The organism is Alteromonas sp. Mac1, assembly GCF_001562125.1.
Taxonomy (GTDB): domain Bacteria; phylum Pseudomonadota; class Gammaproteobacteria; order Enterobacterales; family Alteromonadaceae; genus Alteromonas; species Alteromonas stellipolaris.
Genome location: NZ_CP013932.1, coordinates 4,333,049 through 4,352,895, shown reverse-complemented (window position 1 = coordinate 4,352,895; position 19,847 = coordinate 4,333,049). Strand labels below are relative to the sequence as shown.

The 19,847-nt window shown below is 44.8% G+C and carries 17 protein-coding genes; 15 read left to right on the top strand and 2 right to left on the bottom strand.

Features of this window, described 5'->3' with window-relative positions; translation table 11 throughout:
• Positions 1 to 70: 70 nt before the first annotated feature.
• Positions 71 to 1,222 (bottom strand): tRNA epoxyqueuosine(34) reductase QueG, encoded by a 1,152-nt coding sequence (queG, locus tag AV939_RS18410; RefSeq protein WP_057795579.1) that lies wholly within the window; start codon positions 1,220 to 1,222, stop codon positions 71 to 73.
• Between the two features lie 6 nt (positions 1,223 to 1,228).
• Here queG and AV939_RS18405 point away from each other — a divergent pair, with 6 nt between their 5' ends.
• From AV939_RS18405 to AV939_RS18340, 14 genes are all read left to right on the top strand, one after another.
• A complete protein-coding gene (locus AV939_RS18405; protein ID WP_057795581.1) occupies positions 1,229 to 2,728 on the top strand; it encodes a bifunctional ADP-dependent NAD(P)H-hydrate dehydratase/NAD(P)H-hydrate epimerase in 1,500 nt (499 codons plus the stop codon).
• Positions 2,729 to 2,802: 74 nt separating this feature from the next.
• The gene (gene tsaE / locus AV939_RS18400) at positions 2,803 to 3,285 is read left to right on the top strand and encodes a tRNA (adenosine(37)-N6)-threonylcarbamoyltransferase complex ATPase subunit type 1 TsaE (protein ID WP_057795583.1); all 483 of its coding nucleotides are present in this window, start codon (positions 2,803 to 2,805) and stop codon (positions 3,283 to 3,285) included.
• A gap of 65 nt (positions 3,286 to 3,350) precedes the next feature.
• Positions 3,351 to 4,721, top strand: a complete 1,371-nt coding sequence (locus tag AV939_RS18395) for an N-acetylmuramoyl-L-alanine amidase (protein WP_057795585.1) — start codon at positions 3,351 to 3,353, stop codon at positions 4,719 to 4,721.
• Between the two features lie 35 nt (positions 4,722 to 4,756).
• Positions 4,757 to 6,517 (top strand): DNA mismatch repair endonuclease MutL, encoded by a 1,761-nt coding sequence (mutL, locus tag AV939_RS18390; RefSeq protein WP_057795587.1) that lies wholly within the window; start codon positions 4,757 to 4,759, stop codon positions 6,515 to 6,517.
• 82 nt (positions 6,518 to 6,599) lie between these two features.
• Positions 6,600 to 7,493, top strand: coding sequence for a tRNA (adenosine(37)-N6)-dimethylallyltransferase MiaA (miaA, locus tag AV939_RS18385; RefSeq protein ID WP_057796546.1), 894 nt, complete (start codon positions 6,600 to 6,602; stop codon positions 7,491 to 7,493).
• Between the two features lie 77 nt (positions 7,494 to 7,570).
• Entirely contained in the window at positions 7,571 to 7,822 is a 252-nt protein-coding gene (gene hfq, locus AV939_RS18380) for an RNA chaperone Hfq (protein ID WP_013786373.1), read from the top strand.
• Positions 7,823 to 7,839: 17 nt separating this feature from the next.
• Positions 7,840 to 9,129, top strand: coding sequence for a ribosome rescue GTPase HflX (gene hflX / locus AV939_RS18375; protein WP_057795589.1), 1,290 nt, complete (start codon positions 7,840 to 7,842; stop codon positions 9,127 to 9,129).
• Positions 9,130 to 9,200: 71 nt separating this feature from the next.
• Positions 9,201 to 10,352 (top strand): FtsH protease activity modulator HflK, encoded by a 1,152-nt coding sequence (gene hflK / locus AV939_RS18370; RefSeq protein ID WP_057795591.1) that lies wholly within the window; start codon positions 9,201 to 9,203, stop codon positions 10,350 to 10,352.
• 5 nt (positions 10,353 to 10,357) lie between these two features.
• Positions 10,358 to 11,239 (top strand): protease modulator HflC, encoded by an 882-nt coding sequence (hflC, locus tag AV939_RS18365; protein ID WP_057796548.1) that lies wholly within the window; start codon positions 10,358 to 10,360, stop codon positions 11,237 to 11,239.
• 285 nt (positions 11,240 to 11,524) lie between these two features.
• Positions 11,525 to 13,126 carry an AbgT family transporter gene (locus AV939_RS18360; protein WP_257721658.1) on the top strand — a complete coding sequence of 534 codons (1,602 nt, stop codon included), beginning with the start codon at positions 11,525 to 11,527 and terminating at the stop codon, positions 13,124 to 13,126.
• A gap of 157 nt (positions 13,127 to 13,283) precedes the next feature.
• Positions 13,284 to 14,363, top strand: coding sequence for a ferrochelatase (hemH, locus tag AV939_RS18355; protein ID WP_057795593.1), 1,080 nt, complete (start codon positions 13,284 to 13,286; stop codon positions 14,361 to 14,363).
• 35 nt (positions 14,364 to 14,398) lie between these two features.
• A complete protein-coding gene (locus AV939_RS18350) occupies positions 14,399 to 14,812 on the top strand; it encodes a DUF4112 domain-containing protein (RefSeq protein ID WP_057795596.1) in 414 nt (137 codons plus the stop codon).
• A gap of 131 nt (positions 14,813 to 14,943) precedes the next feature.
• Positions 14,944 to 16,584, top strand: a complete 1,641-nt coding sequence (locus AV939_RS18345; RefSeq protein WP_057795598.1) for an acetolactate synthase large subunit — start codon at positions 14,944 to 14,946, stop codon at positions 16,582 to 16,584.
• A 9-nt stretch (positions 16,585 to 16,593) separates the two neighbouring features.
• On the top strand, positions 16,594 to 18,024 hold the full coding sequence (locus AV939_RS18340; protein ID WP_057795599.1) for an aldehyde dehydrogenase family protein: 1,431 nt from the start codon (positions 16,594 to 16,596) through the stop codon (positions 18,022 to 18,024).
• A gap of 117 nt (positions 18,025 to 18,141) precedes the next feature.
• On the opposite strand, the gene AV939_RS18335 is transcribed toward AV939_RS18340, so the two are convergent.
• Positions 18,142 to 18,501: a DUF2237 family protein gene (locus AV939_RS18335; protein ID WP_057795601.1), complete on the bottom strand. Its 360-nt coding sequence runs from the start codon at positions 18,499 to 18,501 to the stop codon at positions 18,142 to 18,144.
• Positions 18,502 to 18,669: 168 nt separating this feature from the next.
• Between AV939_RS18335 and ubiG the strand changes: the two genes are divergently transcribed.
• Positions 18,670 to 19,482 carry a bifunctional 2-polyprenyl-6-hydroxyphenol methylase/3-demethylubiquinol 3-O-methyltransferase UbiG gene (ubiG, locus tag AV939_RS18330; RefSeq protein ID WP_057795603.1) on the top strand — a complete coding sequence of 271 codons (813 nt, stop codon included), beginning with the start codon at positions 18,670 to 18,672 and terminating at the stop codon, positions 19,480 to 19,482.
• The last annotated feature ends 365 nt before the right edge of the window (positions 19,483 to 19,847 follow it).

The following is a 19,847-nucleotide window of genomic DNA, read 5'->3' as shown; positions in this document are numbered from 1 at the left end:
TAATTTATCCAGCCCCCCATTTACTCAGCCCCTAGCCAACCTACTTTATTTAACGAGTACTTTTGTCTTGTTACGCGTCTCTGGGTAACCCTTTCTCTACCGCTCTAGTTAATCTTTTTTGTTGTCTATTTGCCTTCTCTTCTAACGCTAAACCCGCTTTTTTATTTTCTTGTTGTGCTAATGCCCACGTAATGTGTCGATCCACTTTATCGCTCACCTTTCCAAGGTTTACCTGAAGGGCGTTCACAGTTAGTTCGCTATAGTTGGCATTTCCCAATGCGACGGCAATATTACGTTGCCATTTTTCAAACCCAATCCGGCGAATAGGCGACCCTTCTGTATTGGTCAAAAAGGTAGCTTCGTCCCATGAAAAAAGGGTTGTTAAGCTTTGCCCATGCAATACCTTTCTGGGGTGAAAGTCTTCTTCTTCAGTAATATCGGCATAACGATTCCATGGGCAAATAAGCTGACAATCGTCACAACCATAAATTCGATTACCCATTAACGGGCGAAGTTCCTCGGGAATATCTTTATCTGATTCAATAGTAAGATAGGAAATACAACGCCTAGCGTCTACTTTATAAGGCGCTACTATTGCGTTAGTAGGGCAGATAGTTAGGCATGCTGTACATGTACCACAGCCTTCTTCGATGGGGGCATCGATGGGCAAGGGAACATTAATAAAAAGTTCACCTAAAAAGAACCAAGAACCAGCTTCTTTATTAATGGTTAAGCTGTGTTTTCCTGTCCAACCTATTCCCGCTTTTTCTGCAATGGCGTGTTCCAATACCGGCGCTGAATCTACAAACGGGCGGTACTGGGTGTCACTCAGCGCGGTGGTAATTTTCTCACCCAGTTGCTTCAAACGCTTGCGCAATACCTTGTGATAATCCCTACCAAGGGCATATCGGCTTATATAACCTGTATCTGGTTGGCTTAAATGTTTTGCGAACGAGGCATCGGGTGGAAGGTAGTTCATCCGCACACTAATAACCCGCAGTGTGCCTGGCACAAGTTCGTCGGGCCGGGCCCGCTTCATCCCATGGTTAGCCATAAAGGCCATGTCGCCGTGATAGCCGTTCTCTAACCATTTAGTTAAATGAGCTTCATGCTGATGTAAATCAATGTCGCTAATACCAACTTGCTGAAAGCCTAGCGTGCGGCCCCAAGCCTTGATATCTTGGGTCAATTGAATTAGGTCGATAGAATTAATAGTGGACATGTACTTATGCTAGATACTCAACTCACCTCAAGTTTATCATACAAACTGTTTCGGGCCGATCAGGTCAGAGAAAATGAAGCCGAAGCGGCTGCTCAGTCTGGCTGTGATATGTTCACGTTAATGCAACGCGCCGGTGGTGCTGTATTTGAACAGTGCCAAAGTTTGTTCGCTAATTCTGATGTGTATTTAATTTTACTAGGCCAAGGTAACAATGCTGGCGATGGTTATATTACAGCATTAAATGCGAAAAAAGCGGGTAAAAAAGTGTATGTTTGCGCAATTGAACCTGACCGCGTGTTAGACGGTGATGCAGGCACTGCACAAAAGCAATGGCTAGATGCTGGCGGCAGTATTAAACCTTTCGATGTTGCCCTGATTGAAAAAGCAGACGTAGTCATCGATGCACTATTAGGTACGGGAATTAACAGCTACATTCGCAATGAATTCGCCGACGTTATCGACGCTATCAACGATTCAACAACCCCCGTGGTCAGTATCGACGTACCTTCAGGATTAGATGCGAACACAGGCCAAAGTTTAGGGCGCTGCGTTCAAGCCGATGTCACTGTTACCTTTGTAGGTATCAAACCTGGTTTGGTCACAGGGGCAGGTAAGCAATCTTGTGGAAAGTTGGTGTACGCTGATTTAGAAATAGGTAAAGCGTTTCAGACCTTAGCAAAAGCCAGCGCAACCTTATTAAATATCGAGCACTTCAAAGGCATGGGGCCTCGGGATGTTCACAGCCATAAAGGAACCTATGGCAGGTTGCTGTGTGTGGGCGGAAATCGCGGAACGGCCGGTGCTATTAGGCTAGCTGGGGAAGCGGCTCTTCGAAGTGGTGCTGGTATGGTGCGGGTCTACACCCACGAGGCGTCTACTATTCAAGTTAGCGCAGGTCGACCTGAGTTGATGGTGACATCAAGCCACTTAGATGATGCCTTAGCATGGGCGTCATGCGTAGTCATTGGTCCAGGACTTGGTCAAGATGAATGGTCACAAAGTGTGTTCGCTAGCGTACTCAAACACTGTCAAAGTGAAAATAAACCTATCGTCATCGATGCTGACGCACTCAATCTTTTATGCAAACAGTCAACCGCATATACACTGGAACACTGCGTGCTGACTCCTCATGCGGGAGAGGCGGGGCGACTCCTAGGTGTGTCTGTTGACGATGTAGAAAGCGACCGATTCAATTACGCCAGACAATGTTCGCAGCGCTACCATGCGGTATGTGTTTTAAAAGGGGCCGGCACGCTTATCGACAATGAAAAGAAAACGTGGGTTTGTCGCCATGGTAACCCTGGTATGGCAACCGCAGGTAGCGGTGATGTACTAAGCGGTATATTAGGCGCGCTTATGGCACAAGGCCTTAGTGTTGATATTGCCGCTAAGTACGGCGTGGTGCTACATGCTAAAGCGGGCGATGATATTGCCCAGCTGTACGGACAACGTGGTATGATAGCCAGTGATCTATTTTATGCCGTACGTGCGTTAATTAATCAGTAAATCTATTGGCATGGGCTGTGTAGGCTTAATGCCAATATCAGCCTTTTAGTTTAGTCATGTGGAACCTTAAAAAGATGTCTTACCCGCACTCTTCATTTTTTGCTGCAACACCTGAAGATACGTCAGCAATGGCAAAGGATTTGGCGAATGCCGTAGCGGCCCAGCAGCCAATAGATGCCGTGATATTTTTAAACGGTGACTTAGGCGCAGGAAAGACCACGTTCAGCCGGTATTTCATTCAAGCATTAGGGCATGATGGGAATGTAAAAAGCCCGACCTATACCTTGGTGGAACCTTACGAGCTAGAAAATGTCTCAATTTATCATTTCGACTTGTATCGTTTAGCCGACCCAGAAGAACTTGAGTTCATGGGTATTCGAGATTATTTCGGCACAGGAAACATTGCCCTTATAGAATGGTCAGAAAATGGGGCTGAATACTTGGCATCACCAGACATTGTGATTAGTATAAATATTGTGCCAACTGGTCGTCAGTTCAGTGTTGAAGCGACAAGCGTGAAAGGCGCAAAGATATTGCAAGGTTGTAAAACGCTATAAATAGTAAGCTTTGATAAACAATAACGACTATAAGCTTGTGGCAACAAGCAAAATAAAGGCGAAGCATGGTACGTAAAATTTTATCGGTTATGTGCATTTGGGTTGTAGTGCAAACTGTCCATGCTGCACAAAATCAAATTGATGGACTAAGGATTTGGCCCTCGCCAGATAATACTCGAATAGTTTTCGATATGTCATCTGCGCCGGAATTCACCTACTTCCCCCTTAAAAATCCACATCGCTTGGTTATCGATTTATCGAATACGAGTGATAGTAAGATATTATCTCTTCAATCTGAGTCTGGCGATTTAGTGCGAAAGGTACGCTATTCCACACCTAAAAATAAACAATCAGCCCGAGTGGTTATTGAGTTAAACCGTGCAGCTTCACCTTCTTTATTTGCAATGACGCCGACTAAACCCTATGGGCATCGGTTAGTAGTTGATTTAAAAGATAGCGCAGCCCCAGCTGCTGGTAGTAATAATTCAGCATCAAGTACTCCACCGTCAAATGCTTCATCGTCTTCGGTTGTCATGGATGGCTCGAGCAGCCACAGAAACCGAGATATTATTGTTGCTATTGATGCAGGTCACGGTGGCGAAGACCCAGGTTCCATTGGGCCAGCCGGTACGTATGAAAAGCACATTACATTAAGCATTGCCAAAAAACTAGAAGCCATGATTAATGGTGAACGTGGTATGCGGGCCATTATGACGCGCAGTGGTGATTACTATGTATCGCCAAACAAACGGCCAGAACTGGCACGCAAGCAAAAAGCGGACTTATTAATATCGATTCACGCTGACGCGTTTAGCCAACCACAGCCCAAAGGGGGATCTGTGTGGGTACTGTCGATGCGCCGTGCCGATACAGAACTAGGTCGCTGGCTAGAAAAATCAGAACGACACTCTGAATTACTTGGTGGTGCGGCAGAAGTTATCAGCGATAAATCGAGTGAGCGTTATTTAGCGGAAACCATCCTTGGTTTATCGATGGATCATAGTATGGCCACCAGTCATGACTTGGGTAACAAAGTGATTGAGGAAATGAAGCAGGTGACTTCCTTGCACAAGCGCGCGCCTCAAGCAGCCAGCTTTGCTGTACTCACTGCGCCGGATATTCCATCCATTTTGGTTGAAGTAGGGTTTATTTCTAACCCGCAAGAAGAGAAAAATCTCAACTGGGGTAAACATAGAGAAAAACTGGCGAAAGCCATGTTTACCGCAGCAAAACGCTATTTTAAGCAAGTCCCCCCAGATGGTACATTATGGGCACTTGAACGTGCAGATAGTCGAACCCATACTGTAAGAAGTGGAGAGTCGCTTTCGCTTCTTGCCCAGCGCTACAATGTGAACGTTAGCCGCTTAAAAGCTGCCAATAATTTAAATAGTGATGTGGTGAGAATAGGGCAAGTACTTACTATTCCAAGAACCTAACATCACGTTAATCAATTTCTACCTACGAGTTTCTTTTGTCTATACAATTATTATCGCCACAATTGGCCAACCAGATTGCCGCAGGGGAAGTGGTTGAACGCCCTGCGTCTGTGGTTAAAGAGTTACTAGAAAATAGCCTAGATGCAGGCGCCGATAGAATAGAAATAGATATTGAGAAAGGCGGCCATAAACGTATTCGTTTAAAAGATAACGGCGCAGGCATTGCTAAAGATGAATTACAGCTTGCGCTGAGTCGCCACGCTACCAGTAAAATTTCAACATTAGATGATTTAGAGCGAATCTTATCGTTAGGCTTTCGTGGCGAAGCCTTGGCGAGTATAAGTTCGGTTAGCCGTTTAACGTTAACCTCTAAAACCGAATCACAAAGTGAAGCCTGGCAGGCCTACTGCGAAGGCCGGGAAATGGCAGTTAATATTCAGCCAGCCGCTCACCCCAAAGGGACCACCATTGATGTGGCGGACCTTTTTTACAACACGCCAGCAAGGCGCAAGTTTCTGCGCGCCGAAAAAACAGAGTTTCAACACATTGAAGATGTGGTGAAACGGATTGCCCTTAGTTACCCTCATGCTAGTTTTATTCTGAAACATAACGGCAAGACGACTAAGCGCTATATTGCCGATAAACATGGCTCACTTGCCTCTCGTATTGCCGCTGTAGTAGGGCAAAAGTTCATTGATAACGCTGTACACATCAATGTGGAATACGAAGGAATTACCATGAATGCATGGCTAGGTAGCGAAGTAATGCTGCGTAGCAGTAACGATTGCCAGTTTAGTTTTGTAAACGGGCGCGGCATGCGCGATAAGTTAATCATGCATGCTATTAGGCAAGCATACGAAAGTGTGTGGGGTGTATTAGAACAGCCCTCTTTTGTTGTATATCTTACGTTAGACCCTAAAGATGTGGATGTGAACGTACACCCGGCAAAGCATGAAGTTCGTTTTCAGCAAGGGCGTTTAGTACATGATTTCATTTGTAAGACAGTGTGTGATGCACTGCACTCAATTACCAATGAGAGTGAAACTCAACAACATGGCGAAGCTGAGAGCTTTGATGAACCAGTGAGTTTTAATCCACCGCAGCAAAGTCATGACTATATACGACCTTTAAGCCATTCTCCGGCCTCGTCATCTCAATCAGGTTTAGGCGGCTCAGGTGGCGCTTCTTTATCTGGGCATAGACAATCGAAAGCGCCAACCGCGGCTTATCAATCTAATTTTAATCGTTTAATGACGCCAAATAGCGACACGCCGCCATCATCAGAGCGTGAGCAAAGTCAGCACGTTGCACTAAACTCATATTGTAGAATTTACGTACACAGTGAAAATGTTTACCTGTTGGATGTAAAATCTTTCGCAAATGTGTACTTACAACAGGTATTTGAGGCGGCTGAACATTCACAACCTTTGTTGATGCCAGTGGCGCTTGAAGTTGCCCATGTTGAGCCTGATAAAATTGCAGCACTTAATGCGCTTAACTTTGAAATTAACCAAGTGGCGGGCAAGTATAGATTGCAGCAAGTACCCGCAGGCACAAGGCACTTCCCTTGGATACGTTGGTTTGAAAGGCTGTTAGAGAGCGACGTTGCAAATGATGATAAGCGCTATCAATTAGTGTTAACTGACGACCAAGATTTAGATGAAATATTATGCGAACAATTGTGGCACTGGTTGGATGAGAAAAACGACGTGAAACAATGGGAATGTATAGAGCGATTTGGTAAAGTGCGCTCGTTAGATGGCCTGCTTTCAATATGGGGAAATAACCATGGTTGATGGCATAAAATCTGCATCGAATATATCGAATATATCGAATACATCGGACAAGTATCAGTCTCAATTACCTGTTATTTCCATTATGGGCCCAACGGCGTCAGGTAAGACAGGTTTGTCACTGTCGCTAGCTGAAACAATGGACTGTGAAATTATCAGCGTTGATTCAGCTTTGGTCTACACTAATATGGATATAGGTACGGCGAAACCTACGGCTGCCGAGAAATCGTTAGTTCCTCATCATCTTATTGATATTATTGACCCAGCAGAAAGTTACTCTGTTTCACAGTTTTGTAACGATGCTATTAGGCTTATAGAAGAAATTCATAGTCGAAATAGGGTACCAATATTGGCTGGGGGTACAATGATGTACTTTAATGCCTTGATAAATGGAATTTCGCCACTACCTAAGTCAGATGAAAAGATACGCAGTGAAATAGCCAGTGAAGCAGAAGCTTACGGTTGGCAAAAATTGCACGACGAGCTTTGCCGAGTGGATCCTATTAGCGGTGACAGAATTCACCCTAACGACCCTCAAAGATTGACCAGAGCATTAGAAGTATTTCGTGGAACGGGCAAAACGCTAACAGACTGGCAAAACGAGAAAGGCAGTCCTTGCCCCTACGATATTAGCCAATTTGCTATTGCTCCAAAAGAGAGAAGCGTCTTACATGAGCGAATTGCCCAGCGATTCGACATGATGCTAGATGATGGATTTGAACAAGAAGTTAAGCGACTGTTTGAACGGGGCGATCTTCACGAAGATTTACCGTCAATCCGTTCGGTTGGCTATAGACAAATGTGGCAATACTTAGAAGGCCAATTGTCCTACGAGCAAATGCGCGAAAGGGGCATTATCGCAACTAGGCAACTCGCTAAGCGACAGCTTACGTGGCTTAGGGGGTGGGAAAACCTCACTTGGCTAGACACATTTTGTAAAGATAATTTGACTAAAATTACAGCGAAAGTCACACTCTAATAAGTTGAGTGTGGTATACATTAGACGTGCAGTGGCCGAGAGTAAGGGCTACGAATAATAAAAACTAAGGATATCAAATGGCTAAAGGGCAATCTTTACAAGACCCATTCTTAAATGCATTACGCAAGGAGCGTATTCCAGTATCTATTTATCTGGTAAACGGCATTAAATTACAGGGACAAGTTGAATCATTTGATCAGTTCGTGATTCTACTTAAAAATACAGTCAGCCAAATGGTGTATAAGCACGCTATTTCCACCGTTGTTCCAGCTCGCGCTATCACTATGCCGAGTGCTACAGGAGAATCTGAAAATACTAAAGCTGAATAAATTAAAAGGTAACGCGCTTGTTTGACCGTTATGAAGCCGGTGAACAGGCTGTACTAGTTCATGTTAATTTTACTGATGAAAACAGCAAAGAAGATTTAGCCGAGCTCGAATTGCTTGTGTCTTCTGCGGGTGTAAACGCGGTAGAAGTTATCACAACTTCGCGAAGTGCACCCCAAGCTAAATTCTTTGTGGGTTCGGGTAAAGCGGAAGAAATCGCAGCAGCAGTTAAAGCGCACGACGCTAATGTCGTTATCTTTAACCATAGTTTGTCGCCCTCTCAAGAGCGAAACTTAGAAGCGGTTTGTCAATGTAGAGTGCTAGATAGAACCGGGCTTATCCTCGATATATTTGCGCAAAGAGCAAGAACGCATGAAGGTAAGCTTCAGGTTGAACTCGCTCAATTGCGTCACATCTCTACGCGTCTTATTCGAGGTTGGACTCACTTAGAGCGCCAAAAAGGTGGTATAGGTTTGCGTGGGCCGGGTGAAACCCAGCTTGAAACTGACCGTCGATTACTCCGTGGGCGCATAAAAGCTATTCTTCGCCGTTTAGAGAAAGTACAAAAGCAGCGCGAGCAAGGACGCAGGTCTAGAAAGCGTGCTGAAATTCCCACAGTATCCTTAGTGGGCTATACCAATGCTGGTAAGTCTACCCTTTTCAATACTATTACCGACGCGCACGTGTATGCGGCAGACCAATTGTTTGCTACGTTAGACCCTACGCTTAGAAAAATAGATTTGAAAGACGTAGGGCCTGCCATTTTAGCCGATACGGTAGGCTTTATAAGGCATCTTCCACACGACCTAGTGGCGGCATTTAAAGCCACGCTTCAAGAAACCCAAGAAGCTGATCTCTTGCTTCATGTGGTGGATATTGCGGATGCGAAATATCGTGAAACCATTGATGAAGTGAACGCTGTGTTGGAAGAAATAGACGCCAGTGAGATTCAACAATTACTAATATGTAATAAGATTGATAAACTAGATGACATAAACCCTCGTATTGAAAGAAACGAGGAAGGTGTTCCAACCCGAGTTTGGCTTTCAGCTCAAACCGGTGAAGGCACCGAGTTGCTTGGGCAAGCATTAACTGAGTGTTTAAGCAAAAGTATGGTTAACTACACGCTTAAAATACCCCCAGCGCAAAGTAGTCTTCGTGGTGTACTATTTGAATTGAATTGTATATCCAGTGAAGAATACGACAATCAAGGTGATTGGGTGGTAGATGTTCGAATGCCAATGGCAGATTGGAACAGACTTGAAAAGCGTTTAGAGAACGGAATATCAGAGTATGTTGTGCGACATTAACCGCTGCTAATTTTTAGCACGGCAATGCATGCGAATTTCAAAAATAAAACTGTAATCTATGGAGTATCAGCATGGCTTGGAATGAGCCGGGTGGCAATAATAACGACCCGTGGAAAAATCGCGGCGGACGTGATCAAGGTCCCCCCGATTTAGATGATGTATTCAAGAACTTATTCGGTAAGTTCGGAAAGTCTGGCGGCGGTAGCGGTGGCTCAGGTAAGAGTTTGGGCGGTATCGGTGCTGGTATTTTAATTGGCTTAGTTGTGATCATTTGGGCTGTAAGCGGTTTTTACACCATTCGTGAAGCTGAGCGAGGCGTAGTATTACGTTTCGGTGAGTATGCTAAGCAAGTTGAACCTGGATTACGTTGGGCACCAACATTTATCGACAGAGTTATTCCTGTGGATGTGCAATCTATACGCGACCAATCTTCGTCAGGCTCTATGCTAACGGAAGACGAGAACGTGGTTAGCGTACAGATGGAAATGCAATTCCGCGTTGTAGACCCATACCGCTGGACGTTTGCTGTTGAAAGCCCAGAAACGAGCTTAAGCCAGTCTTTAGACAGTGCAATCCGCTACGTAGTAGGTCATTCAACCATGGATGATGTTCTTACTGATGGTCGTGAAGTGGCTCGCCAACGCGTTTGGGAAGAGCTTCAAGCTATTATTGAACCGTACAACATGGGAGTGTCGATTATCGACATGAACTTCCGTGATGCACGCCCACCTGAGCAAGTGAAAGATGCATTTGATGATGCCATTTCAGCCCAGGAAGATGAACAGCGTTTCATTCGCGAAGCTGAAGCTTACGCACGTGAAATTGAACCTCGTGCACGTGGTCAAGTTAACCGTATGAACGAAGAAGCTCAGGCTTATAAAGAGCGTGTAACACTTGAAGCGCAAGGTGAAGTTGCTCGCTTTGAAGAGTTGCTACCTCAATACGAGAGAGCACCTGAAGTGACACGTGAACGTATTTACATAGAAACAATGGAAGAGGTATTGAGCAATACCAGTAAAATCCTTGTGGACAGTAAAGGTGGAAACAACATGATGTATCTTCCTTTAGATAAAATCATGGAACGCCAACAAGGCAGTTCAACACCGCGCTCACGCAGTACCTTAGAAGGGTTACAAATGCCGGTGACTGACGAAGGTCAAAATAGCCGTAATTCATCGTCCACCTCTGGTGTACGTGGTGACAGCTACAGAGAGGGGAGATAATTATGATGAAGAATTTAGCGATTGCAGTATTAGTACTTCTTGCGGTTCTTGCTTCAGGCTCTCTATTTGTAGTGACTGAAGGTGAACGTGCCATTGTTATTCAATTTGGTAAGATCCAACGAGATGATGCCACTGGCGATACGAAAGTATTCGAACCTGGTCTTCACTTCAAATTGCCATTCATTGACTCTGTTCGTCACTTAGACGCACGTGTACAAACGTTGGATGATACACCTGACCGTTTCGTTACTAGTGAAAAGAAAGATTTGATCGTTGATTCATATGTAAAATGGCGCATAGATGACTTCGCTCGCTATTACCTCTCAACAGGTGGTAACAAGCTGCAAGCCGAAGCGCTATTGAAACAAAAAGTGAATAACGGTTTACGTTCTGAATTTGGTACTCGTACCATTGCCCAGATTGTATCTGGTGAGCGTTCAGCACTAATGAACCAAGCTATGGAACAGGCTTCAACCTCTTCTGATGAGCTTGGTATCGAAATTGTTGATGTACGTGTTAAGCAGATTAACTTACCTACGGAAGTCAGTAATTCAATCTTTCAACGCATGCGTGCAGAGCGAGCGGGTGTAGCGAGAGAGCACCGTTCAGAAGGCCAAGAGCAAGCTGAAGTTATCCGCGCTGATATAGACGCCAAAGTAACGGTAATGCTTGCTGATGCTGAACGTAACACCCGTCAACTTCGTGGTGAAGGGGATGCGTTAGCAGCTGAAATCTATGCAGATGTTTATTCTAAAAATGCTGATTTTTACAGCTTTTTAAGAAGTATGGATGCATATAAAGCCAGCTTTAATAATAAGCAAGATGTGATGGTGATTGCACCAGATAGCGACTTTTTCCGCTACATGAACGCATCTAAAGGTAATTAATACCTAACATCGTTTTTTGTTAAAAAGCCAGTCTTTAGACTGGCTTTTTTGTGCCTGCTGTAAACTGTGTAATTAGCTGAAAGTGAAAAGCTTTACTGAATATTTGCCGCGCTTTACGAACACTTTAAATTGTCCAATTTGCCCACCTACTGCCAAAATTGCTCAAAATACGTTAAAATAGACGAGCATTTATTATTATAAAACGCAGCATTATTAAACTGCACGGCAGATATCCCTGCTGCTTAGTTGGTAGTGACTGGGTAATAAAACGACAGAGGGAATGTTTTGATTCCGGAAAATACAAAAAATAAATCTGCCCAAAATCAGGGCGGACAAGGTGGTTTATTCTCCCGATTTCTCGCTACTGTGGAATTTCTTGGGAACTTATTGCCACACCCCGTTACTTTATTCGCCATGCTGGCCTGCTTTATTGTGGTGTTAAGCGGTATTCTTGGCTATTTCGATTTAGCAGTAGTCGACCCTCGCCCAGAAGGTGCAAAAGGTCGCGAAGCTGATGGCATGATAGAAGTCATTTCGCTAATGAGCGCAGAAGGCTTACAACGTATTGTTACTGGTCTGGTGACTAACTTTACCGGCTTTGCTCCTCTTGGTACCGTATTAGTTGCATTGCTTGGTGTATCAGTTGCTGAGCATTCAGGCTTGTTGTCGGCCACTATGCGCTCATTAGTGATGAATGCTTCAAAGCGTACGGTTACTTTTGCCGTAGTGTTTGCGGGTATTATCTCAAATACCGCCTCAGAGCTTGGCTATGTAGTGTTAATACCACTAGCCGCTATGATATTTCATTCGTTAGGTCGCCACCCTCTCGCTGGTCTCGCAGCCGCCTTTGCCGGTGTATCAGCAGGCTACAGTGCAAATTTGTTGCTTGGTACGGTGGACCCCTTGCTTTCGGGTATTACCGAGGCCGCCGCTCACATGATTGACCCTGATTATGTGGTAGGCCCAGAAGTTAACTGGTATTTCATGTTTATCAGTACCTTTGTAGTAGCCACTATGGGTGCTCTGGTGACTGAAAAGGTGGTAGAGCCACGATTAGGCAAGTTCGATGAATCAGAAGCTTCTGTAGATTTAAGTAAGCAATCAATGGACACGCCTTCGGAAATCGAAAAGAAAGGGCTTCGTTGGGCAGGCATCGCTTTTGTTGTAGTATGCGGTATTTTAGCGCTCACCATTGTGCCTGAAAACGGTATTTTGCGTCACCCAGAGACCGGTGCGGTAGCTGGTTCGCCTTTCTTAAAAGGTATTGTTGCCTTTATCTTTGTTTCTTTTGCTGTGCCTGGTTTTGTTTATGGCCGTGTTACAGGGTCGATGAAAAATGACCGTGATGTGATTGATGCTATGGCAAAAAGCATGGGCGCAATGGGGCTTTATATTACATTGGTCTTCTTTGCTGCACAGTTTGTGGCTTTCTTTAAATGGACGAATTTAGGCACAGTATTAGCCGTTAAAGGCGCTGCGCTTCTACAAGCGGCTGGCCTAGATGGCCCATCGGTGTTTATCTTATTCATCTTAATGTGTGGTGTGGTTAACTTATCGTTAGGCAGTGCCTCAGCGCAGTGGGCGGTAACCGCGCCTATTTTTGTGCCCATGCTAATGCTGATTGGTTATTCACCAGAGGTTATTCAGGCGGCGTACCGTATTGGTGATTCAGTAACGAATGTTATTGCGCCTATGATGAGCTACTTCGGTCTTATTTTGGCTATGGCTGCACGGTATAAGAAAGACCTAGGAATGGGCACCCTAATTGCGATGATGTTGCCATACTCCATGGTATTTATCGTGGGTTGGACCATACTGTTTTATCTATGGGTCTTTGTATTAGGCATGCCTGTAGGTCCAGGTGCAGCAACCTACTATCAGCCTTAACTGATTGAAAATATTAAGACTAAAAAGGTGGCTAAGGCCGCCTTTTTTAATCGCTAAATTTAATTGCATCAATCGTGGTAAATTTGTGGTCTATTCACCCAAAATCGCCGTAAATTCAGTATACTAGTTATATTGTTTGTTCAGTGCGGAATATTTGATGAAGTTCAAAAGCAATCAGGGTTTTACTCACAGTCAGTCAGACAAAATAGGCGTGTTAGTTACCAATTTAGGTACACCAGAAAGCCCAACTGCGGCGGCCCTGCGCCCTTATCTAAAAGAGTTTCTTTCAGACCCGCGGGTAGTAGAAATACCTCGTGCGCTTTGGTGGTTCATTTTAAACCTCATTATATTAAATACTCGCCCTAAGCGTTCGGCTGAAGCATATAAAACCGTTTGGACGGATGAAGGATCACCGTTGCTTACTATTACCAAAGCCCAAGCAACGTCAATAGAGGCGCGTTGCAAAGCAGAATATGGCGACGATGTCGTGGTTGATTTTGCTATGCGTTACGGTAACCCTGCTATTAGCGACGCTATTGAACGTATGTTATCGCAAGGCGTAAGAAAGTTAGTGGTCTTGCCTTTGTACCCTCAATATAGCGCCTCTACTACGGCGTCTACTTTTGATGCTATTGCGAAAGACTTTACTAAACGCCGCTGGTTACCAGAACTTCGCTTCGTGAATCATTATAACGACAGGCCTGACTACATTAAGGCGTTGGCAAATAAAGTACGGGCATACTGGGAAGAACACGGTAAAGCCGATAAGCTTATCCTTTCTTACCATGGTATTCCAAAGCGCTACTTATTAAATGGCGACCCTTATCACTGTGAATGTCATAAAACATCGCGTTTGTTGGCCGAAGAACTTGGGCTAACTCACGAAGAGTACATGACCACCTTCCAGTCTCGTTTTGGTAAAGCAGAGTGGTTAAAACCTTACACTGACGCAACAATGAAGTCGTTGCCGGGGCAAGGGGTGAAATCAATACAAGTTATGTGCCCCGGTTTTTCTGCCGATTGCCTAGAAACTATCGAAGAGATTGGCGAAGAGAATCGTGAATACTTCATGGAAGCCGGTGGTGAAAAGTACGAATACATTCCCGCATTAAACAGCGACGAAGAACACATTGATATGTTGTTTGGTTTGGTTAAAGAGAATTTACACGGCTGGACAGTAAGCAAAGATACTGCACTACGAGCTGGCTTAGCGCGCGCGTTAGGCGCTGACAAATAGCCAGTAATGTTATTACGTTAATAAGGTAGCTAAACATGGATAGTAAAGCCCCAAAGGCTCTGTTAAAGGCGCAAAAGTTAGCAAATTTACTTGATACTGCTGTGAAGTTACCGATTATTCCTATTCGGATAGGCCTCGACTCAATTGTTGGCCTTATTCCAGGTGCGGGTGATGCGCTAATGCTGCTCGTTTCTCTACGTATCGTGTGGTTGGGGAAATCATTGGGAATGCCCAGTGCATTGGTAGCTCAAATGGTAAAGAACTCCGCTATCGATTTTGGCTTAGGCTTTGTTCCCTTCATTGGCGACATCGTTGATGTATTCTATAAAGCGAATCTAAAGAACGTGCGCTTAATGGAAAAGTGGTGGATCAGCGAAAATAAAGCCGATGTAGATGCCCAAACTCAGAAAAAGCTAACGGAATGGGAAGAGAAACTAGAGCGCCAGTAAGCGTTCACATTTAGGTGTTGTTTGGTAGTTTCACAAAACCACATTAATCGTAATCTATACTCTTTGCGTAGCAACCTTTACTAATACGCGTTTGCCGCGTAAATACCAACGTAAAATGGAGCGTAGGATTAATGAAAGCGTCTGACCTTTTCGTAAAAGCGTTGGAAGCTGAAGGTGTAGAATACATCTTTGGCATACCTGGCGAAGAAAACCTCGACTTGCTTGAGTCGTTAAGAACCTCCTCAATTAAACTCGTACTTACCCGCCATGAACAAGGCGCGGGCTTTATGGCTGCAACTTACGGTAGATTAACCGGTAAAGTGGGGGTGTGCTTATCTACCCTTGGTCCAGGTGCGACCAACCTTGTTACTCCTGCCGCGTATGCACAGCTTGGCGCGATGCCCATGTTAATGGTCACAGGGCAAAAGCCCATTAAAACCAGTAAACAGGGCCGGTTTCAGGTTATCGATATTGTCGATATGATGCGTCCCATTACTAAATTTACCACGCAAGTGGTGAGCGGCGACCGTATTCCCTCTGTAGTGCGCGAAGCATTTAGATTAGCCTCTGAAGAACGGCCCGGTGCCGTCCATATAGAACTTCCTGAAGATATTGCCGATGAGCACACCTCAGTCCCCTTATTAACGCCTAGTACGTCAAGGCGACCTATTGCTGAATACAAAGCCATTTCATCAGCCATTTCAATGATTGAAGAAGCTACATCACCCTTGTTATTAATCGGAGCGGGGGCAAACAGGAAGCTGACCGCAAAAATGCTGCGTGAGTTCGTTGATAAAACCTGTATCCCCTTTGTGACTACACAGATGGGTAAAGGGGTGCTAAACGAAAGCGATCCTAGGTTTGCAGGCAATACTGCATTATCAGATAACGACTTTGTCCATAGAGCGATAGAAAGGGCCGACCTTATAATTAATGTTGGGCACGATGTCGTAGAGAAGCCGCCTTTCTTCATGCATGACAATGGTAAAAAAGTCATTCATATGAACTTTGAGTCAGCCGCTGTCGACCCAGTGTATTTTCCACAGCTTGAGGTGGTAGGGGATATTGCGAATAGTGTTTGGCAAATAAAAGAGGGGATTACGCCTCAAACTGACTGGAAGCTTGATTTTTATAAGGATGTACACGATGCCTATGAAAAACATAGGGCGGAAGCAGAAAACGATAATCGATTCCCCATTCTGCCTGAGCGCTTTGTGCGTGACATCAGGAAGGTCATGCCAGATGATGGCATAGTGACCTTAGATAATGGGGTATACAAAATTTGGTTTGCTCGTAATTACCCCGCCTATCACCCCAACACCTTGTTGTTAGACAATGCGTTAGCATCAATGGGCGCAGGATTACCTTCGGCGATAGCCGCAAAGTTAGTGAAGCCTGATGTGCCTGTTATGAGCGTGTGTGGCGATGGCGGCTTCATGATGAACAGCCAAGAAATAGAAACAGCGGTTCGTCTTAAACTCGACCTTATTGTGATCATACTGCGGGATGATGCGTACGGAATGATTAAGTGGAAACAAGCCAATATGCAGTTTGATGAGTTCGGCTTGGACTACGGTAATCCGGATTTTGTGAAATACGCAAAAAGCTACGGTGCCCACGGCTGGCGCGTAGACAGTACCGAGTTGCTAATTCCTATGGTGGAAAGCTGTTTAAACACACCGGGTGTGCATGTGATTGATTGCCCGGTTGACTACAGCATGAATGACAAAACGCTGAACCATACGATTGCCGAATTAAGCGCGAAATTATAAGGAGTGATCATGTTAAAAGACAGCTATCCCTATTACCTTGCAAGCGAACCTTGTTTTGCTAATACCGATTTAGACGTAACCAATAAATACACAGGCGAAGTGGCTACAAAAGTGGCGCTAGCCGACGCTGGAGTTATTGATAAAGCCATAGCCGCTGCCGAGAAAGCACAGCCTGCAATGACAGCGCTGGCACCTTACGAGCGCCAAGCGATTCTAGAGTATTGCGTTAAGCGCTTTACTGAACGCGAGGAAGAGCTAGGTAAAGCCCTTTGTATTGAAGCGGGTAAGCCCATTAAAGATGCCAAAGGCGAAGTAGCCCGGTTAATCGATACATTTAAAATTGCGGCTGAAGAATCGGTAAGAATTAATGGTGAAGTGGTTAACTTAGAAATTTCTGCCCGTGCCAAAGGCTATCAGGGCATGACGAAAAAAGTGCCTATTGGCCCTTGTTCGTTTATCTCTCCGTTTAACTTTCCGTTAAACCTAGCTGCGCACAAAGTAGCTCCAGCCATCGCCGCTGGTTGCACGTTTGTGCTTAAACCTGCTTCTCGCACGCCTATTGGTGCGTTGATTATTGGCGAAGTGTTAGCGGAATGCGAATTAATGCCCAAAGGCGCATTTTCCATTCTTCCTTGTAGCCGAGACGGCGCTGATTTATTTACTACCGACGAGCGATTAAAGCTGCTTAGCTTTACCGGTTCACCTGATGTGGGCTGGGCGCTAAAAGCTAAAGCGGGCAAAAAGCCTGTGGTATTAGAGCTTGGCGGCAATGCTGCTTGTGTGGTGGATGAAGATGCAGATATTAGTGATGCCATCGACCGTATTATTGTTGGCGCATATTATCAGTCGGGCCAAAGCTGTATTTCAGTGCAACGCTTATTAGTGCATTCTTCCATTTACGATGATTTTAAATCTCGCTATGTAGAACGGGTCAAGGCTTTGGTGTCTGGCGACCCAAGTGATGAAGATACTTTCATTGGCCCCATGATTTCTGAGGGCGAGGCTAAGCGGTTAGAAGGCTGGATTAAAGACGCTAAAGAAGCTGGCGCTAGCGTGCTATGCGGCGGTGAAAGAGATGGTGCCATGTTGCAGGCTACTGTGATGGAAAACGTACCAAAAGACTGCGACGCAAGTGCTGAAGAGGCCTTTGGGCCGCTATCTGTTTTGCAGCCGTTCGATGATTACGATAGTGCCTTAGATGAAGTAAACAACAGTCGTTATGGGCTACAGGCGGGCATTTTTACCCGTGATATCTACAAAGCACATAAAGCATGGAATGTGCTTGAAGTGGGCGGAGTAGTCATAGGTGATGTACCTAGCTGGCGTGTAGATAATATGCCTTATGGCGGTGTAAAAGACTCAGGGCTTGGCCGTGAAGGTATTCGTTATGCCATAGAAGACATGACAGAAACACGGCTTATGGTTATTCGAACGCCTTAGGAATTAGAGCAGCTGACACGCTTATAAGGTGGCAACGATAATAAAACCTTAAAAGCCAAACAAGACATAATCAACCACAATAAAGCGGGTGCTTCTAACAGAAGTCACCCGCTTTTTTTAATCTGCCGCAAAAGCTTCAAGGGTAGCCAAGGGAATAATATCAAGGGCTCGTTCGTGGGTTGCTTCTAATCGCACTTTGGGTGCAACACCCGCTTCGTAAGCCTGTAACCATCTGGCGGCGCACAAGCACCATCTATCGCCGGCAAGTAAGCCTGCAAAATCCATACTGGGCCAGGGCGTGATTAAGTCATTACCTTGGCGTAAGGAGAATTGTAGAAACTCATCGGAGACTACTGCACAAACACTGTGGTTGCCCACATCTGCATCGGGCACATAGCAAAAGCCTTCTCTCGTGAAACCTGTGTTACCACAACACAGTTGTAATGGTCTTCCATAGACATTTTTAGCATTGGCCAAAACGAATACCTCTTTTTGCGCGTATAAGCATTGATTGTATACCTATTTCTCATAAAACTCAGGCATCTGCTAGCCGTTGGCTGCACAATATCCTAGGTGTTTTAATTACGGGAACCTAGCGTAGATAGATTTGAATGAATTACCCATTTTCTAAACTGGTGTTAGTGCATGTTAGATAAAAGCCAAAAGTCAGCGCCCATTAATTTTTCTCAGCAGGAAATTGACCGCTTTGATGCGCTAGCAGAAAGCTGGTGGGATCCCAATGGTAATTATAAAACCGCGTTAGATTTTAATCGTGCACGGTTATCTGTGATTGAGTCTCAAATAATCAGTCACTTTTTGAAAAGTGAGCAAGCCCAGAGCTCTCCTCAAAATGCGCCTACGGCAAATTCCCTGACGAATGCCACTCATAAAACCAAGCCTTTTACGGGGCTCTCAATTGTAGATATTGGTTGTGGTGGTGGGCTTATTAGTGAGCCGCTTGCGTTAAAGGGGGCAGATGTGACTGGCATAGATGCAAGCGCCATGAGTATCGAAGTGGCGAAGCGGCATGCCAAGAAAAGCAATGTGGAGGTTGACTACATACACGGCCTTTCATCTGACCTAGTAAGCCAAGGCCGCCAATTTGACATAGTCATTAATGCAGAAGTTGTTGAGCACGTACCTGATCAAGTGCAGTTAATAAAGGAGTGTGCAAGCTTAGTGAAGCCAGGCGGCTTATTGGTGCTTGCGACATTAAATAGAACCATCAAAAGTTTTATCATCGCGATTGTCGGCGCTGAATATGTAATGCGGTATTTACCCGTTGGTACTCACGATTGGAAAAAGTTCGTTAAACCCACTGAGCTAAATCAATGGGTAGGTGAAGGGTTTACGCTTAAGCACGAGACCGGAATGGCATTAAATCCATTCACCAAAGTATGGAAGCTTACACCCAATCCGAGTGTGAATTATCTTCAGGTTTACCATCGTTCACTATAAAGCTGTTGGTAGGCACGTCCCCCTTTCAGGATTATTTTAAGTGTTGCCGATACTGACGGTTCGCTTTTGTTAAACTCACATTCCCGTTCATTCCCGCTTACTCATGTTCCTGAACGACAGTGGACAATAATCGATATTATAAGTGTTCGATATTCTCTTTATTTCCACTCTGAATGGTATGGTTGAGTATACTCTCAGAACAACCTAGTCGGCTGAATCTAAAGTGTTTTACATTTTATTTTTCGCGAAAACCGTTCTAACTACTGGAACCTTACCGTAAGTCTATCAACAAACTTCTGCTCTCCTCCTTGTTATTCACATTAAATTAACATAAAAATAACACAGGTCTGGCCTCAGACCACTAA

Coding starts and splice junctions, on each gene's coding strand:
- queG (WP_057795579.1), bottom strand. CDS start 1,222: ATGTCCACTATTAATTCTATCGACCTAATTCAATTGACCCAAGATATC.
- AV939_RS18405 (WP_057795581.1), top strand. CDS start 1,229: ATGCTAGATACTCAACTCACCTCAAGTTTATCATACAAACTGTTTCGG.
- tsaE (WP_057795583.1), top strand. CDS start 2,803: ATGTCTTACCCGCACTCTTCATTTTTTGCTGCAACACCTGAAGATACG.
- AV939_RS18395 (WP_057795585.1), top strand. CDS start 3,351: ATGGTACGTAAAATTTTATCGGTTATGTGCATTTGGGTTGTAGTGCAA.
- miaA (WP_057796546.1), top strand. CDS start 6,600: ATGGGCCCAACGGCGTCAGGTAAGACAGGTTTGTCACTGTCGCTAGCT.
- hfq (WP_013786373.1), top strand. CDS start 7,571: ATGGCTAAAGGGCAATCTTTACAAGACCCATTCTTAAATGCATTACGC.
- hflK (WP_057795591.1), top strand. CDS start 9,201: ATGGCTTGGAATGAGCCGGGTGGCAATAATAACGACCCGTGGAAAAAT.
- hflC (WP_057796548.1), top strand. CDS start 10,358: ATGAAGAATTTAGCGATTGCAGTATTAGTACTTCTTGCGGTTCTTGCT.
- hemH (WP_057795593.1), top strand. CDS start 13,284: ATGAAGTTCAAAAGCAATCAGGGTTTTACTCACAGTCAGTCAGACAAA.
- AV939_RS18350 (WP_057795596.1), top strand. CDS start 14,399: ATGGATAGTAAAGCCCCAAAGGCTCTGTTAAAGGCGCAAAAGTTAGCA.
- AV939_RS18345 (WP_057795598.1), top strand. CDS start 14,944: ATGAAAGCGTCTGACCTTTTCGTAAAAGCGTTGGAAGCTGAAGGTGTA.
- AV939_RS18340 (WP_057795599.1), top strand. CDS start 16,594: ATGTTAAAAGACAGCTATCCCTATTACCTTGCAAGCGAACCTTGTTTT.
- ubiG (WP_057795603.1), top strand. CDS start 18,670: ATGTTAGATAAAAGCCAAAAGTCAGCGCCCATTAATTTTTCTCAGCAG.